Source organism: Caballeronia sp. LZ001, assembly GCF_031450875.1.
GTDB lineage: Bacteria > Pseudomonadota > Gammaproteobacteria > Burkholderiales > Burkholderiaceae > Caballeronia.
Genome location: NZ_JARTVX010000004.1, coordinates 391,654 through 406,478, shown reverse-complemented (window position 1 = coordinate 406,478; position 14,825 = coordinate 391,654). Strand labels below are relative to the sequence as shown.

The window sequence follows — 14,825 nt, the reverse complement described above, 5'->3', positions numbered from 1 at the left end:
GCATGACTTGCAACGCGCCGCAGCGCCGTTTCCGAAAGACGCGGCGAGCAAGTTTATCCGATCGCTTCAGGCACCTTCTACGGGCTCCAACCATGATCGACAGTTTTCTTACCGAAGAGCAGCGCATGATTCGCGACGCCGCGCGTCAGTTCGCGACCGAAGTGCTTGCGCCGAACGCGGGTCAGTGGGACCGGGACGGCGCGTTGCCCGACGCCGTCGTGCGGCAACTCGGCGAACTGGGTTTGCTCGGCATGATCGTGCCTGCGGAACTCGGCGGCACGTTCAGCGACTACACCGCCTATGCGCTCGCGATGGAGGAAATCGCGGCGGGCTGCGCGTCCTGCGCCACGTTGATGAGTGTGCACAACTCGGTCGGCTGCGGCCCGATCCTCGCTTTCGGCACCGACGCGCAGAAGACCGAATGGCTGCCGAAGCTCGCGAGCGGCGAAGTGATCGGCGCGTTCTGCCTCACCGAACCGCAGGCGGGTTCGGAAGCGAACAATCTGCGCGTGCGCGCAACCGAGCGCGACGGCAAATGGGTGCTTTCGGGCAGCAAGCAGTTCGTGACCAACGGCAAGCGCGCGGGCGTGGCTATCGTCTTCGCCGTGACCGATCCCGAACTCGGCAAGCGCGGCATCTCGGCGTTCATCGTGCCGACCGGCACGCCTGGCTTCAATGTCGGGCCGCCAGAGCACAAGCTCGGCATTCGCGCATCGGATACCTGCGCCATCACCTTCGACGATTGCGCGATTCCCGCTGCGAACCTGCTCGGCAAGCGCGGCGAAGGACTCAAGATCGCGTTGTCGAATCTGGAAGGCGGGCGCATTGGCATTGCGGCGCAGGCGCTCGGCATCGCGCGCGCGGCCTTCGACGCGGCGCGCGCCTACGCCCACGATCGCAGCCAGTTCGGCAAGCCGATTCTCGAGCATCAGTCGGTCGCGAACATGCTCGCCGACATGCACACGCAACTGAACGCCGCGCGCCTGCTCGTGCTGCACGCGGCGCGCATGCGCACCGAGGGCATTGCGTGTTTGTCGGAGGCTTCGCAGGCGAAGCTCTACGCGTCCGAGATGGCGGAGCGCGTCTGTTCGCATGCCATCCAGATTCACGGCGGCTATGGCTATCTGCAAGACTATCCGGTGGAGCGGCATTATCGCGATGCACGCATCACGCAGATTTACGAAGGAACCAGCGAAGTGCAGCGCATGGTGATCGCGCGTCAGCTCTGAAACCGGCTTTCAAGCGCGCGCCGCACGGGGCAATCAAAACAATCACGGAGACGAAATGAACCCGGCAGAGCCTTTCATCGAAGCACGCGACTTTTTGCTGCGACATCGCACCGATTACGACACCGCGTATCGCGAGTTTCAGTGGCCGGCGCTTAGTCGTTTCAACTGGGCGCTCGATTATTTCGATCCGATGGCGCGCGGCAACCATGCGGCCGCGTTGCATATCGTCAACGAAGGTGGCGGCGAGACGCGTCTTTCATTCGCGCAGATGAGCGAGCGTTCGGCGCGCGTCGCCAACCATTTGCGCGCGCTGAACGTCACGCGCGGCGAGCGTATCTTGTTGATGCTGCCGAACCGAGTCGAGTTGTGGGAGACCATGCTCGGCGCGATGAAGCTCGGCGCTATCGTGCTGCCCGCGACCACGCAACTCGCGCCTGCCGACTTGCGCGAGCGCATCGCGCTTGGACGCGTGCAACACGTGATCGTCGATGCGGGCGAGACGCACAAGTTCGAAGGCATCGACGTGACGGGACTGCGTATCGCCGTGGGCGAGCCGCGCGATGGCTGGCTTGCCTACGACGCGGCCTACGAAGCGTCGCCGGACTTTGCCGCAGATGGCGAAACGAACGCCAGCGATCCCTATTTGCTGTACTTCACTTCGGGCACGACGTCGAAGCCCAAGCTCGTCGCGCATACGCACGAGAGCTATCCGGTCGGGCATCTTTCGACGATGTACTGGATCGGCCTGCAACCCGGCGACGTGCACTGGAACATCAGCTCGCCGGGCTGGGCAAAGCACGCGTGGAGCTGCTTTTTCGCGCCGTGGAATGCACAGGCTTGCGTCTTCATCTACAACTTCAGCCGCTTCGATGCGGCGCGCACGCTCGATGCGCTCGTGCAATACGACATCACCACGTTATGCGCGCCGCCGACCGTGTGGCGCATGCTGGTGCAAGAGCCGCTGGCGTCCTACGCGGTGAAGCTGCGGGAGATCGTCGGGGCGGGCGAGCCGCTCAATCCCGAGGTCGTCGAGCGCGTGCACACGGCGTGGGGCGTGCCTATCCGCGATGGCTACGGCCAGACTGAAACCACCGCGCAGATCGCCAATACGCCGGGTCAGCGGGTTGCGCCGGGGTCGATGGGACGTCCGCTGCCCGGTTACCGCGTGGCGCTGCTCGATCCAGATGGCGCGCTCGCCGACGAAGGCGAGATCGCGCTGGTGCTGAATCCGCCGCCGCTCGGCCTGATGACCGGTTACGCCGATAACCCGACCGCCACCGAAAACGCGATGCGCGGCGGCTTCTATCGCACCTCGGACGTCGCCTCGCGCGGCGCGGATGGCTACTTCGTCTACGTCGGCCGCGCGGACGACGTGTTCAAATCTTCGGACTATCGGCTGAGTCCGTTCGAGCTGGAGAGCGTGTTGATCGAACACGAGGCGATCGCGGAAGCTGCTGTCGTGCCGAGTCCGGACCCGTTACGGCTCTCCGTGCCGAAGGCGTTCGTTACCCTGCGACACGGCTTCGCAGTCGGACCGGAACTGGCGCGAAGCGTGTTCGCGTTTTCGCGCGAGCGGCTCTCGCCATATAAACGCATTCGAAGAATCGAATTCGCCGAGTTGCCGAAAACCATCTCGGGCAAGATTCGGCGCGTCGATCTTCGTCGACAGGAAGCCGCTCGCACCAACACTGCCGTGCGCGGCGAGTTCGAATTCTGGGAAGAGGATTTTCCGGAGCTTCGCCAGACAAAATGATTTCGCCGAATATTTCTCCTGACATAATCGCAAGCAAATGTAAACAGCGCGAACCGTCAATTTGTCTGAAGGTCGAACCGAGCCTGTTCGATCATCGGACGAGTCAAATGGAGGAACGCAACATGGTGAAGCGCTCGTTGAGGTTTGCGCTACTGGCGGCTGGTTTGACGGGAGCGCTTGTCGCGCCGGTCGCATCCAACGCGCAAATCAACCTGCAACAGTTCGGATTCGGCAGCGGCAAGTCGGATGTGTCGGGCAGCGCGGGCACGCAGTCGTCGGGATTGGGTTCGCTAGTGCAAAGCTATCTCGGCGCGAATCAACAGGTGTTGAGCGGACAATCGAATCTTGCTTCGGCCATGGGAATGTCCGGCGTCGCGAGTCAGGCGCAGTCGGCGGCGGGACTGCTGTCGAGCGCGTCGGGAAGCGGCGGTGTGCCGAGCAGCAGTGCGCTGTCGCAGCTTGGCGGTACGCAGCAAAGCGTGTCGCAATCGCTGATTCAGGCTTTTTCCAGTGGATCGACCACGCCGCCGACGGCCGCGAGCAAGCAAACTTTCACGGATGGGCTAGCTTCGCTGGGTCAGGGCGTCAAGCAATACGCGGGGCTGCAATCGAATCTGAGTTCGGTCAAGAATTCGATGAACATGTCCTCGCTCATGCAGGCCGGCTCGAATCCTGGCACGGCGCAGGCGGCAACGTATATCGCGCAATCGGCGCCGGGGCAGTTGCAATCGCTGATGCAGACGCTTACGCAGGCTGTGCAGTACGCGAAGACCAATAATATTGCCGTGCCGTCCATCGCAACGTCGGCGTTGAGTCTGGTGCAGTAACTTCGGAAGTGCCCAAGAAAAAGCGGCGAGGCTTTCAGGCCTCGCCGCTTTATTTGCTTCCCGAATTGGCTCACCGGTGTATCCCGTGAGAGCTCACCCGTGTTTCCGAAGCGCGCTCGTCGCGCACCGAACGGCTCCGAGTACAACGAAATTCAGTTCATTGCCGCGCGCCGCAACGACAGGCGGGTAAGAACCGCCGGGAGAGTCTGCGCCTGTTGCGCCCTGGAAGGCATCAACGGCGGCAGATAAGAGATGTCGGTCACGTCGGCGAGGCGACTGCGCGGGTCCGCATCGAGCACTTCGATAGCCGCGGGTTCGACCAACTCGGCCTCGACCTTGGCGACGTCGTCGACCTTGATGCCGAGCGAGCGCCGAACGTCCACGGCGCGCACACGTACATCGAAACCCGCCGCGTGGATGACGCGCTCACGCGTTTTCCAATACTGCAGCGCGCTGGGCGTCATTTTGTGCATCGACACGTATTCAAATACGATCTGATATCCGCGAACGTGCGGATAATTCATAAGTAACTGACCCGAGCGAATATAACGGTTATAGCCGTCTATTTTCCGCGTCAGCAAATCCTCATGCATTTTTTCATCGTGCCAGTCGCATTCATCGAATATCCCGACATACACGCGCTTGAGCAAGGAATTCACTCCGATGTAGTCGATGACGTCCACGTCGCGCAGAGACATGGTCATTCCCCTACGCCCTGAGAGGGCAAGTATCAAAGAAGTGCATTGTAGCGGAATATGTCTCTTTAATTCACAGCGAAACATTGTGTGTTTGCTTGCGATTTCTCAAATTAATCAGAGTCCTAAGCCATTGCTTAAGCGATTTCTTATTTTGGGATGATTCAAAATATAAAGCTGGATTTGGATCGCGTTAGATACGCTTTAGGTGTTTTCCTAATTTTGCGCCCAGTGCCGGTTCAGCAGATATAAGCGTAATGCTTTGCGCCGTCCGCTCATACGTCGCTTATGCCTCGCGCGGCCGTCGATCCGGTCAGCTCTTCCTTACTCATGGCGTCTACTTGCGGCAATGAGGGCTGTTCGTTGATCCACGCGTTCAATATTGCCGAGGTGACCGCGAGAATGACCGGGCCAATAAACAATCCGACAATTCCGAATGCGAACATGCCGCCAAGCACGCCGGAAAGAATCAGCAGCATCGACAAATTGATACCGCGGCGGATGAGTATGGGACGTAAAAAATTGTCGAGCATGGCAATCATGATCGACCAGATCAGCAACAGAATCGCGGCGACGTGCGACCCGTGCCAGAAAAGCCAGGCGACGCCCCCAAGCAGTGGCAAGAGCGGCCCGATTTGCGCGAGGCACAACATCAGCATGACGGCGGTGATGATGCCCGCGGCCGGCACGCCCGCGATCCACAAGCCGATTCCTCCGAGCGCCGATTGCGTCACGGCCGTCACGACAATGCCGAGCGCCACCGCGCGAATGGCGAGGCCGGCGAGCTTGATGGCTTCGGCGCCACGCTGCGCGGCAACCCGCGTTGCGAACCGCACGATGAAGCGGCCCGCTGCCTCGCCCTGCATGTAAAGGATGCCGGAGATGATGATCGTGATCACCATGTGCATCACGAACACCCCGACGACGGCCGCGTGCGAGAGCATCCAGCGCGCTGCGATCGTCACATACGGTTCGATGCGGGCGAGCAGGCCGCCGGGGCCGGCGTCGGAAAGCGTCTGCCATTCGGCCGAGACGCGCTGACCGGCGAGCGGCACGTCGTGTACCCAACTCGGCGGCGGGGGAAGTGCATACGTGGGCAGGCTCTTGATGGCCGACATGATCTCGGCGCCGTGCAATGCGAGCGTGGAGATAGCCTGATACAACGGCAGCACGATGACGATCAGCAGCACGAGCAGCATGACAGTCGTCGCGGCCCAGCGGCGATTGCCGCAGCGGCGTTGCACCGCGACCATCAACGGCCAGGTGGCGACGACGATCGTCGTGGCCCAGATCAGCCCCGGCAGAAACGGCCGCAGGATATAAAGGCTGCCAACAGTCAGCGCAGTCAGAATGGCAATGACGAGCAGAATGCGCGCGATATCGACTGGCTGGCGCGGGTTCAAATTCGGCGGCCCGTTCGGAGTGGTGGACATGGTGCCTTGAATGAAGAGAAATCAGTGAGACGGGGCGTTTTAGCGCCGGCATCATAGCGGTAAGTTCGGCGGCATCCAATCCATACTACTAAAAATTGCCGATGGCGCACGGTATTCGGGCGCGCTGGCAATGTGCGGTGGCTTCGCATACGCTTAACGAAACGATCACTCGACGAGATGGCAATCATGCTCATGCAAGCACGTGAAGACGACGGCCGGCGGCGCAGGCGGCTGCGAGGCCTCTTCGTATATTCGCTGTGGCTTTTATGCTGTCTGGTCTTTTCGTTGCCTTCGGTAGTCAAGCTGCCGTAATTTCAGGCGAACGCGTCGATGCCATCGACAAGACGCCTGGCCAAACGCGCCTGACGAAACTGCTCAATCCACCATTGCAACGCGCGGCCTTCGTGATCGCCGCGCCATGCCACGTACAGAACGTTAGGCTCGCGCGGATCGCCGGTTTGCTTTGCGATCAGTTCGCCACGCGCCAGCAATGAAGCCACTCGATGCTTCGGCACCCAACCGCAGCCAAGTCCTTGCCGTTGAGCAAGAATCTTCGCGCGCATGCCCGGCACGGCGAGCGCCGCTTGTCCGCCGAGCACGCCGTAAGCGCGTCCCGCCGATCCATGCGATGAATCCGCGACCGCCACCGCGCGATGCGCCGCGATCTGCTCGCGCCCGAGCGGTTCTGCCGCCTTCGCCAGCGGATGGCGCGGCGCCACGGCGAACACCCATTCCATCACGCCGAGTTCGAACCAGCGCAGGCCGGGAATCGCGGGCGGTTCGTTCGTCGCCCCGACGATGAGATCGGCGCGGCCATCGCGCAGTGCTTCCCACGTGCCGCCCAGCACTTCATGCGTCATGCGCAGGGTCACGCCGGACGCGAGCGCGTCGAACGCCTGCACGACCGGCAGCAAGGTCTCGAACTCGAGTATCTCGTCGCAGACTATCCACAACCGGTCTTCCCAGCCGCTCGCGATCTGCTTCACGCGCTGCGTCAGACGCGACACGTCGATCATCAGACGCGCGGCTTCATCGGCGAGAAGATGGCCCGCTGGCGTCAGTTGCAGGCGGTAACGACGGCGGTCGAACAGCAGCGCGTCGAAGCGCGTTTCCAGTTGCCGCGCGGCATGCGAGATCGTCGAGGGCGCGCGGCCGAGTCGCGCCGCCGCGCGGGAAAGGCTGCCGGTCGAGCGGATTGCATCGAGCAGGGCGAGTTCTTCCTCGGATAACATGTTCGACTCCATCGAACGTTCATCGGCGCGATGGTACGGCAAGAGCGGCGGCGCGGTCCACCACGTGCTTGGAGATGACGCAAACAACGATCAAGGAGCATGCAGATGGGACTTCTCGTCGACGGGCAATGGCAGGACAAGTGGTACGACACGAAATCGACTGGCGGGCGCTTCGTGCGCAAGGACGCGGCGTTTCGCAACTGGGTCACGGCCGATGGCGCGCCCGGTCCGAGTGGCGAGGGCGGCTTCAAGGCGGAAGCGGGCCGTTATCACTTGTACGTGAGCCTGGCGTGTCCGTGGGCACATCGCACGCTTATCGTGCGCGCGCTCAAGGGGCTGCAAGAAATGATCGGCATCTCGGTCGTTCACTGGCTCATGCTCGAAAACGGCTGGACCTTCGCGGATGGTCCGGGCGTCGTGCCCGACGCCATCAACGGCGCGCGCTTTCTGCATCAGGTCTACACGGCGGCGGACGCGAGCTACACCGGCCGCGTGACCGTGCCGATTCTCTGGGACAAGGCGCGCGGCACGATAGTCAGCAACGAGTCGTCCGAGATTATTCGCATGCTGAATGCCGCGTTCGACGGCCAGGGCGCCAAAGCGGGCAATTACTATCCGCCCGAGTTGCGCGCGGAGATCGACACGCTCAACGCGCGCATCTACGACAGCGTGAACAACGGCGTCTACAAAGCGGGCTTCGCGACCACCCAGGCCGCGTACGAGGAAGCCGTGCAGCCGCTCTTCGATACCCTCGACTTCCTCGATGCGCGCCTTGCCTCGCACCGTTATCTCGCGGGCGAGCGCTTCACCGAAGCCGACATCCGACTGTTCACGACGCTCGTGCGCTTCGACGCCGTGTACGCCGGCCACTTCAAATGCAATCTGCGGCGCATAGCGGATTATCCGAATCTCTCCAACTACACGCGCGAGATTTACCGGATGCCGGGAGTCGCGGACACGGTGAACTTCGAGCACATCAAGCGGCATTACTACGAGAGTCATCGCTCGATCAACCCGACCGGGATCGTGCCGGCCGGTCCCGTGCTTGACTTCGCCGCGCCGCACGACCGAGAGCGTCTGCCGAAAAGCGCGTAAGCCTGAGCTCAGTCGTACCGATAAACGCCGCGCTTCGTCTTGCGGCCGAGATAACCCGCGGACACGAGTTCGCGCAACAGCGGGCACGCTCGATATTTCGAATCGCCGAAATCCTTCAGAAACACGTCCATGACCGAGAGACAGACATCGAGGCCGATGAGATCGGCAAGCGCGAGCGGACCGATAGGATGGTTTGCGCCGAGCTTCATGCCCGCGTCGATTTCCTCGGCGCTCGCCACGCCTTCATAGAGCACGAAGAAGGCTTCGTTGATCATGGGCACGAGAATGCGGTTGACCACGAAGCCAGGCGAGTTCTTCACGCCGATGGGCGACTTGTCCAGCTTCTCGGTGAGCGCGCGCACGGCGTTCGCGGTGTCGTCGCTCGTCTGTACGCCGCGAATCACTTCGACGAGTTGCAGCAGCGGCACCGGATTGAAGAAGTGCATGCCGATGAACCGCTCGGGCCGCGCAAGCGTTGCGCCAAGCGCGGTGATCGAAATAGACGATGTGTTCGACGCGATGATCGCCTCGGGCCGCGCCGCTGCTTCGATCTGCTTCAGAATGCGGTGTTTGAGCTCGACGTTCTCCGTGGCCGCCTCGATGACGATATCCGCGTCCTTGAGCCGCCCGTAATCCGTGGATGTCTGGATGCGCGCAATCGCGGCATCGCGCACCGACGCTTGCAGCTTGTCTTTCGACACCAGCCGTTCCAGGCTGTTCGTCAGCGTGGCCACGCCCTTGGCGAGCGCGGCGTCCGTCACGTCGATCAGCACGATGTCGAATCCCGCCACGGCCGCGACCTGCGCGATGCCGTTGCCCATGGTTCCCGCTCCGACGATACCCACCGTCTGTATGCTCATGCGCGCTTCCTCCAATGGATGTTTGTGCGATGCACGATTCTAACCACGCCTTCAGCCGAACGCCGTCAAGTCGCGTGTTTTTAATCCATGCGCGCGGCAATAGGCAGCGTAGCGCTCCCAGCCGCTGCGCCAGTCTTCGGCGGCAAGTATTTGCCCGTTTTCGTTTACGAAGAGCAGCTCGCCCTGAATGATGTTGAGCGTGACGATCTGATCGCTGCCGTCCACCACTGGAACGGCTTCCGGCGTGTGACTGGAACCTGCGGTCTCGTACACGATGCTGCCTTTGTCCGCGATCCACGCATGTTCGCGATACTTCCAGCGCCCTTCGACCGTGTAGACGATTACCGTGCCCGTATGCCGATGCCGCGGCATTTGTCCGCGCGCCGGCGCCTTCAAAAGGGCGATGGTTTCGCCGCGAACCGGATCGAGCTTGAAGTATTTGACGAGCACGTGCTCGCTGTATGGCGTGAAGGGCACCCACGGCACGTCCGCGTCGTTGATGCAAGCGGTTTGAATCTGTTCGAACAGCATGTCGGCTCCCTTGATCAGACGCCCATTGTATGCAGCGCGGCACGCGCCGTGCATCGGCCAAACGGACGACCCCTGAAAGCCCCGTTCGATCCAGCCGGATCGCGCCTTATCTGCTATCGTCCGTGCCATGCCAACCATCATTACCATTTCAAACCTCTCCAAGACCTACGAGTCGGGGTTCAGCGCGCTCCGGGACGTGAATCTGGAAATCCGGCGCGGCGAGATTTTCGCGTTGCTCGGTCCGAACGGGGCGGGCAAGACCACGCTCATCAGCACGGTTTGCGGCATCGTGAATCCCAGCTCGGGCACGGTCACCGTGAACGGACACGACATCGTCACGGACTATCGCGCCGCGCGCGCGATGATCGGGCTCGTGCCGCAGGAACTCACCACCGACGCCTTCGAAACCGTGTGGGCGACCGTATCGTTCAGCCGGGGCTTGTTCGGCCGGCCGAAAAACCCGGCGCATGTCGAGAAGGTGCTGAAGTCGCTGTCGCTCTGGAGCAAAAAGGACAACAAGATCATGACGCTTTCGGGCGGCATGAAGCGGCGCGTCCTGATCGCCAAGGCGCTCGCGCACGAGCCGCAGATTCTCTTTCTGGACGAGCCGACGGCCGGCGTCGATGTCGAACTGCGCCGCGACATGTGGAACCTCGTGCGCGAACTGCAAGCGAACGGCGTGACCATCATCCTCACGACGCATTACATCGAGGAAGCGGAAGAGATGGCGGATCGCGTAGGCGTGATCAATCGCGGCGAGATCGTGCTGGTCGAAGAGAAGGCCGAACTCATGCGCAAGCTCGGGCAGAAGAAGCTCGCGCTGCAATTGGATCACGCGCTGGCTGCCGTGCCCGCGTCGCTCGCGCCCTACGGCCTGCAATTGTCCGCCGACGGCAACGAACTGACTTACACCTACGACGCCCATGACGAGCCGGGTCGAATCATCGCGCTATTGCGCCATGTCGATGAAGCCGGCGTGCGCTTCAAGGATCTGCAAACGACGCAGAGCTCGCTCGAAGACATCTTCGTGAGCCTCGTGCGCAACTAGTCGTATCGGACCGGGAGCATCGATTCCGGTCGACAGGGAGACCACATGAATCTTCACGCAGTACGCGCGATCTATCGCTTCGAAATGGCGCGCGCCGGACGCACGCTCATGCAGAGCATCGTGTCGCCCGTCATTTCCACTTCGCTCTATTTCGTGGTGTTCGGCGCGGCCATCGGCTCGCGCATTCCGCAAGTGGACGGCATCAGCTACGGCGCGTTCATTGTGCCGGGACTCGTCATGCTGTCGCTGCTCACGCAGAGCATCGCGAACGCTTCGTTCGGCATTTACTTTCCGAAGTTCACGGGCACCATCTACGAGCTCTTGTCCGCGCCCGTGTCGTATTTCGAGCTCGTTCTGAGTTACGTCGGCGCGGCGGCGACCAAGTCGATCATTCTCGGGTTGATCATTCTCGCGACTGCGCGGCTCTTCGTGCCGCTGCGGATCGACCATCCATTTTGGATGATCGTGTTTTTGCTGCTGACATCGCTGACATTCAGCCTGCTCGGATTCATTATTGGCATTTGGGCAGACGGTTTCGAGAAACTTCAGATCATTCCGCTTTTGATTGTCACGCCGCTCACGTTCCTCGGCGGCAGCTTTTATTCGATCAACATCCTGCCGCCGTTTTGGAAAACGGTCGCGCTTTTTAATCCGGTCGTGTATCTCATCAGCGGCTTTCGCTGGAGTTTTTACGGTCTCGTGGATGTTTCCGTAGGCGTAAGCCTTTCGATGACGTTAGTATTTCTGGGCGTGTTCATCGCTATCACGGCGTGGATCTTCAAGACCGGCTATCGCATCAAATCGTAGCGGTTGGCGCCGGCGGGCGTCGTCACCATCAAGAGGCGTTCATCGAATGAAAATCATGAAACGCACTAAACGCACTTTCTTCGGCGCGGTCACGGCCACTTTCACGGGCGGCTCCATTGCCTCGCGCGGCGCGGACACGGCGCTTGCCGACCCGTACGAGATGAACCTGAGCGATGCCGGATGGCGCCGCCGCCTTTCCGCTGAACAATATCGCGTGCTCAGGCGCGGCGCGACCGAGCCGCCGAACGCCAGCCCGTTGATCAACGAGCGTCGCAACGGCTCGTTTTTTTGCGCGGGATGCGGATCGCCGCTCTTTGCCTCGTCGGCGAAGTTCGATAGCGGCACCGGATGGCCGAGTTTCTCCATGCCAATCGACGGCGCCGTCGCCACCCGCGCCGATGCAACGCCCGGCTCCCTTCGTCACGAAGTGCTTTGCCGGCGTTGCGGCGGCCATCTCGGGCATGTCTTCGACGACGGCCCGAATCCCACTGGTCTGCGTTACTGCCTGAACGGCGCTGCGCTGCTTTTTCGCCAGACCGAAAGCTGACCTGGCCAAAGCGCGTAGAACGGATACGGTCGCCGGCGCACGCGCCGAACGCTTTGAATTCGCCTTGAAGCAAGGCGAGCCTTTCGCGCATCAAAACGATCGGTGACAAAATTTCGCACTCCGTCTCAATCATCTCGAAGGGTTGACAGGGCAGAATCGAAACAACATCCTCGTCAGGATGTATGCGAGAGAAAGCCTGGCTGGCCTCGCTGACATTGAGAGACTGAGCCATGAAAATCAAAATAATCTACTTCTGCACAGCATTGCTGGTCGGCTCGCTGACTGGCCTATTGAATGGCGGCAATGCGTTTGCTCAACGTCAACCAAGCGCAAAGGTTGCTGCGCTGTCCATCGAAGGCAAGATGCTCGTGCAGATCATCGGCGAGGTAAAAGCTGTCGATCCCGACGCGCATCGCGTCACCGTGGTCAATGCGCAAGGGCAGGAGACGCAGTTGAACGTCGGGCAGGAGATGCAGGATCTGAACAAGTTGCCTATTGGCACACGAGTGAATAGCACGGCGCTTCGCGCGGTTACGCTCACGCTTGTCAAAGCGCAGCCTTTGCAGGAAATGCTGCCGGGGCAAACGCAGTTCGTCGGGCAGGTTACGGGCGCCGACAGTGCAACCGGCGTCGTCATGCTGAAGGACGCCAACAGCTTGCCAATCGAGATACGTACAACCCATCCCGGCGACGCCGCCGCGCTCGCATCCGGCGCGACCGTGAAAGTGGTCTGGAAAAGCGTTCCGAAGCGTTGACTCCATGCAGGCCAAGCTCGGTTCAAGCTGCAGGCGCCGCGACCAGCCTCACGCGCGTGATTTCGGAAGGCGCGCCGAGGCGCTTGGGCGGTCCCCAATAGCCCGTTCCTCGACTCGTGTACACCCACAGTCCGTTGAATTTCACGAGACCCGACACGAACGGCTGCTGCAGCTTGACGAAGAAGTTCCACGGAAAGAACTGTCCGCCATGCGTATGCCCCGACAGTTGCAGCGTAAAACCCGCATCGGCGGCGGCGGTCGCGCTGCGTGGCTGATGGGCAAGGAGCACGCGCACGGTGGCATCGGCGGGAGCGCCTTCCATCGCTTTAGCCGGGTCGCTCCGGTGCGCGGGATCGAAGCTGCCCGCGCCGTAATCGGTGACACCGGCGATCACGGCTTGCGCGCCGTCGTGGTTCAGCACCACATGCTGATTGAGCAGCACATTCATGCCGAGCCGCCGGAATTCGACGATCCACTTGTCCGCGCCCGAGTAATACTCGTGATTACCCGTGACGAGGAACGCGCCGTGCCGCGCGCTCAATTCCGCGAGCGGGCGTGTATGAGCAGCGAGGTGCGGCACACTGCCATCGACCACGTCGCCCGTCACCGCGATCAGATCCGGCTGCAACGCATTGACGGCCGCGACGATTCGCTCGACATAGTGCCGCTTGATAGTCGGGCCGACGTGGATATCGCTGATCTGCACAATAGTGAAGCCTTCGAGCGCCGCCGGCAAATTGTCGATGGGCACGTCCACGCTCTTTACCGGCGCGCGCTTTCGCGCGTTGTAAAAGCCGGCGACGGACGAGAGCAACGCGAGCAACGGCACGGCCAGCGCACTCTCGGCAACGAAGCGGGGCGAGCCTATGGGCGTGCCGCGCAGCCAGTCGAACACATGCACGGACAGCAGCACGAGATCGCGCGCGAAGGTCAGCAGCAGGAGCGACGAGAAGAAGCCGAGCGCGGTCAGTCCGAACCAGGCGAGCCGATCCGCAAGCGGTTGCTTTTCGATCGATCGCGCGGACATGCCGAGCGGAATCAAAATTAGCGAGGCGACGAGCAGCGCGATGGCAAGCGCCTTGAGCGCCGGGCCGACGGGCGCATCGGGAATGAGCCGCACGCCAACGTAGATATGAAAGAGAACACCAATGCCAATGAAGCGGATAAAAAATGCCGAACGTCGCATAACGCCCCTAAAAGGTCAAAAATGCGGCGGGCAAGAATACGCGTGACGCGTCGGCGCGTCGAATATACGCGTCGTTGCCCTTAGCCGGTCCTGTCGATCGATTCTACCGGTTCGGGGCCATATCCGCCGTGGGCGTGCGTCTGGGCGTAGTCGTCTGCATGATATCGTCGAGCGAATTTGTTTGGACTACCGATGTGCAACGAGGAGTGATCAAATGAAATCAGGCTTTCGCGCGCTTTCTCTCTTTCCAATGACGGCAATCGTCATGGCGTCCGGCACCGCTTTCGCTCAGACCAACGACGCATTGACGAACCAGGCGCGGCAGGTCATCGGCGCGGCGCAGCCTATCCACGTTCAAGCCGTCATCACGGGCATAGACCCGTCGACGCGCACGCTCATCGTGCATGGTCCGCGTGGCGATTCGACAGTGCTCGTCAACAAGGAAGTGACGGATTTCGATCAGCTTCATGTTGGCGACAAGGTCGATGTCCAGTACAAGAACGCTTTGCTTTCGAACGTGGAAAAGGTAACGGGCAAGGATCAGGGCCTGCGCAAGCGCGTGGACACGCAAACCTATTCGCCCGCTTCGGGCGCGAATGGCGCAAGCGGCTTCGATTCATCGCGTCAGGTCGAGATTCTCGCCACGGTCGTGAGGGTCGACAAGAAGCATCACACCGTCACACTGCGCGGACCGTGGCGCACCGAGACCATGGACCTTCCGCCCGATGTCGCAGCCGACAACCTCAAGAAGGGCGACACCGTGCATGCGGTGTTCGTTTCCGCGGCCGCGGTGAAAGTGACGCCCGTCGCGGCATCGAAATGAGCGA

The 14,825-nt window shown here is 61.4% G+C and carries 15 protein-coding genes; 9 read left to right on the top strand and 6 right to left on the bottom strand.

The features are described 5' to 3' along the window. The first annotated feature begins 95 nt into the window (after positions 1–95). The 3 genes from P9292_RS12240 to P9292_RS12230 all read left to right on the top strand — a co-directional run bounded on the left by P9292_RS12240 (position 96) and on the right by P9292_RS12230 (position 3,809). Positions 96–1,229 (top strand): acyl-CoA dehydrogenase family protein, encoded by a 1,134-nt coding sequence (locus tag P9292_RS12240; RefSeq protein WP_305038183.1) that lies wholly within the window; start codon positions 96–98, stop codon positions 1,227–1,229. A 55-nt stretch (positions 1,230–1,284) separates the two neighbouring features. Continuing rightward, positions 1,285–2,982, top strand: coding sequence for an AMP-binding protein (locus tag P9292_RS12235; RefSeq protein ID WP_250493624.1), 1,698 nt, complete (start codon positions 1,285–1,287; stop codon positions 2,980–2,982). A gap of 107 nt (positions 2,983–3,089) precedes the next feature. Continuing rightward, a complete protein-coding gene (locus tag P9292_RS12230; RefSeq protein WP_370652187.1) occupies positions 3,090–3,809 on the top strand; it encodes a hypothetical protein in 720 nt (239 codons plus the stop codon). Between the two features lie 152 nt (positions 3,810–3,961). On the opposite strand, the gene P9292_RS12225 is transcribed toward P9292_RS12230, so the two are convergent. The 3 genes from P9292_RS12225 to P9292_RS12215 form a co-directional block, all read right to left on the bottom strand. Further along, a complete protein-coding gene (locus tag P9292_RS12225) occupies positions 3,962–4,591 on the bottom strand; it encodes a DUF6572 domain-containing protein (RefSeq protein ID WP_309848564.1) in 630 nt (209 codons plus the stop codon). Positions 4,592–4,779: 188 nt separating this feature from the next. Beyond that, a complete protein-coding gene (gene ydiK, locus P9292_RS12220; protein WP_244829269.1) occupies positions 4,780–5,937 on the bottom strand; it encodes an AI-2E family transporter YdiK in 1,158 nt (385 codons plus the stop codon). Positions 5,938–6,251: 314 nt separating this feature from the next. After that, on the bottom strand, positions 6,252–7,169 hold the full coding sequence (locus P9292_RS12215) for a LysR substrate-binding domain-containing protein (protein WP_250467415.1): 918 nt from the start codon (positions 7,167–7,169) through the stop codon (positions 6,252–6,254). Between the two features lie 105 nt (positions 7,170–7,274). Between P9292_RS12215 and P9292_RS12210 the strand changes: the two genes are divergently transcribed. Further along, positions 7,275–8,264, top strand: coding sequence for a glutathione S-transferase family protein (locus tag P9292_RS12210; protein WP_309959174.1), 990 nt, complete (start codon positions 7,275–7,277; stop codon positions 8,262–8,264). Between the two features lie 8 nt (positions 8,265–8,272). Here P9292_RS12210 and P9292_RS12205 read toward each other — a convergent pair whose 3' ends face one another. Then, positions 8,273–9,124 (bottom strand): 3-hydroxybutyryl-CoA dehydrogenase, encoded by an 852-nt coding sequence (locus P9292_RS12205; protein WP_244829272.1) that lies wholly within the window; start codon positions 9,122–9,124, stop codon positions 8,273–8,275. Positions 9,125–9,175: 51 nt separating this feature from the next. Then, positions 9,176–9,655: a 2,4'-dihydroxyacetophenone dioxygenase family protein gene (locus tag P9292_RS12200; RefSeq protein ID WP_250510247.1), complete on the bottom strand. Its 480-nt coding sequence runs from the start codon at positions 9,653–9,655 to the stop codon at positions 9,176–9,178. Positions 9,656–9,782: 127 nt separating this feature from the next. Here P9292_RS12200 and P9292_RS12195 point away from each other — a divergent pair, with 127 nt between their 5' ends. From P9292_RS12195 to P9292_RS12180, 4 genes are all read left to right on the top strand, one after another. After that, the gene (locus P9292_RS12195; protein WP_244829274.1) at positions 9,783–10,703 is read left to right on the top strand and encodes an ABC transporter ATP-binding protein; all 921 of its coding nucleotides are present in this window, start codon (positions 9,783–9,785) and stop codon (positions 10,701–10,703) included. A gap of 45 nt (positions 10,704–10,748) precedes the next feature. Continuing rightward, positions 10,749–11,510: an ABC transporter permease gene (locus tag P9292_RS12190; RefSeq protein WP_309959172.1), complete on the top strand. Its 762-nt coding sequence runs from the start codon at positions 10,749–10,751 to the stop codon at positions 11,508–11,510. A gap of 46 nt (positions 11,511–11,556) precedes the next feature. After that, positions 11,557–12,057, top strand: a complete 501-nt coding sequence (msrB, locus tag P9292_RS12185) for a peptide-methionine (R)-S-oxide reductase MsrB (protein ID WP_250467410.1) — start codon at positions 11,557–11,559, stop codon at positions 12,055–12,057. A gap of 230 nt (positions 12,058–12,287) precedes the next feature. Beyond that, entirely contained in the window at positions 12,288–12,812 is a 525-nt protein-coding gene (locus P9292_RS12180; protein ID WP_309959168.1) for a hypothetical protein, read from the top strand. Between the two features lie 22 nt (positions 12,813–12,834). Here the strand turns inward: P9292_RS12180 and P9292_RS12175 are convergent, their stop codons facing one another. Beyond that, entirely contained in the window at positions 12,835–13,998 is a 1,164-nt protein-coding gene (locus tag P9292_RS12175; protein ID WP_309959164.1) for a metallophosphoesterase, read from the bottom strand. A 214-nt stretch (positions 13,999–14,212) separates the two neighbouring features. Here P9292_RS12175 and P9292_RS12170 point away from each other — a divergent pair, with 214 nt between their 5' ends. Further along, entirely contained in the window at positions 14,213–14,821 is a 609-nt protein-coding gene (locus P9292_RS12170) for a hypothetical protein (RefSeq protein ID WP_309959162.1), read from the top strand. Positions 14,822–14,825: the final 4 nt, after the last annotated feature.

Bases quoted from the DNA above. Each gene is read 5' to 3' on its own strand.
- P9292_RS12235 (WP_250493624.1), top strand. From the start codon at position 1,285: ATGAACCCGGCAGAGCCTTTCATCGAAGCACGCGACTTTTTGCTGCGA.
- P9292_RS12230 (WP_370652187.1), top strand. From the start codon at position 3,090: ATGGAGGAACGCAACATGGTGAAGCGCTCGTTGAGGTTTGCGCTACTG.
- P9292_RS12225 (WP_309848564.1), bottom strand. From the start codon at position 4,591: ATGTTTCGCTGTGAATTAAAGAGACATATTCCGCTACAATGCACTTCT.
- ydiK (WP_244829269.1), bottom strand. From the start codon at position 5,937: ATGTCCACCACTCCGAACGGGCCGCCGAATTTGAACCCGCGCCAGCCA.
- P9292_RS12215 (WP_250467415.1), bottom strand. From the start codon at position 7,169: ATGTTATCCGAGGAAGAACTCGCCCTGCTCGATGCAATCCGCTCGACC.
- P9292_RS12210 (WP_309959174.1), top strand. From the start codon at position 7,275: ATGGGACTTCTCGTCGACGGGCAATGGCAGGACAAGTGGTACGACACG.
- P9292_RS12205 (WP_244829272.1), bottom strand. From the start codon at position 9,124: ATGAGCATACAGACGGTGGGTATCGTCGGAGCGGGAACCATGGGCAAC.
- P9292_RS12200 (WP_250510247.1), bottom strand. From the start codon at position 9,655: ATGCTGTTCGAACAGATTCAAACCGCTTGCATCAACGACGCGGACGTG.
- P9292_RS12195 (WP_244829274.1), top strand. From the start codon at position 9,783: ATGCCAACCATCATTACCATTTCAAACCTCTCCAAGACCTACGAGTCG.
- P9292_RS12190 (WP_309959172.1), top strand. From the start codon at position 10,749: ATGAATCTTCACGCAGTACGCGCGATCTATCGCTTCGAAATGGCGCGC.
- msrB (WP_250467410.1), top strand. From the start codon at position 11,557: ATGAAAATCATGAAACGCACTAAACGCACTTTCTTCGGCGCGGTCACG.
- P9292_RS12180 (WP_309959168.1), top strand. From the start codon at position 12,288: ATGAAAATCAAAATAATCTACTTCTGCACAGCATTGCTGGTCGGCTCG.
- P9292_RS12175 (WP_309959164.1), bottom strand. From the start codon at position 13,998: ATGCGACGTTCGGCATTTTTTATCCGCTTCATTGGCATTGGTGTTCTC.
- P9292_RS12170 (WP_309959162.1), top strand. From the start codon at position 14,213: ATGAAATCAGGCTTTCGCGCGCTTTCTCTCTTTCCAATGACGGCAATC.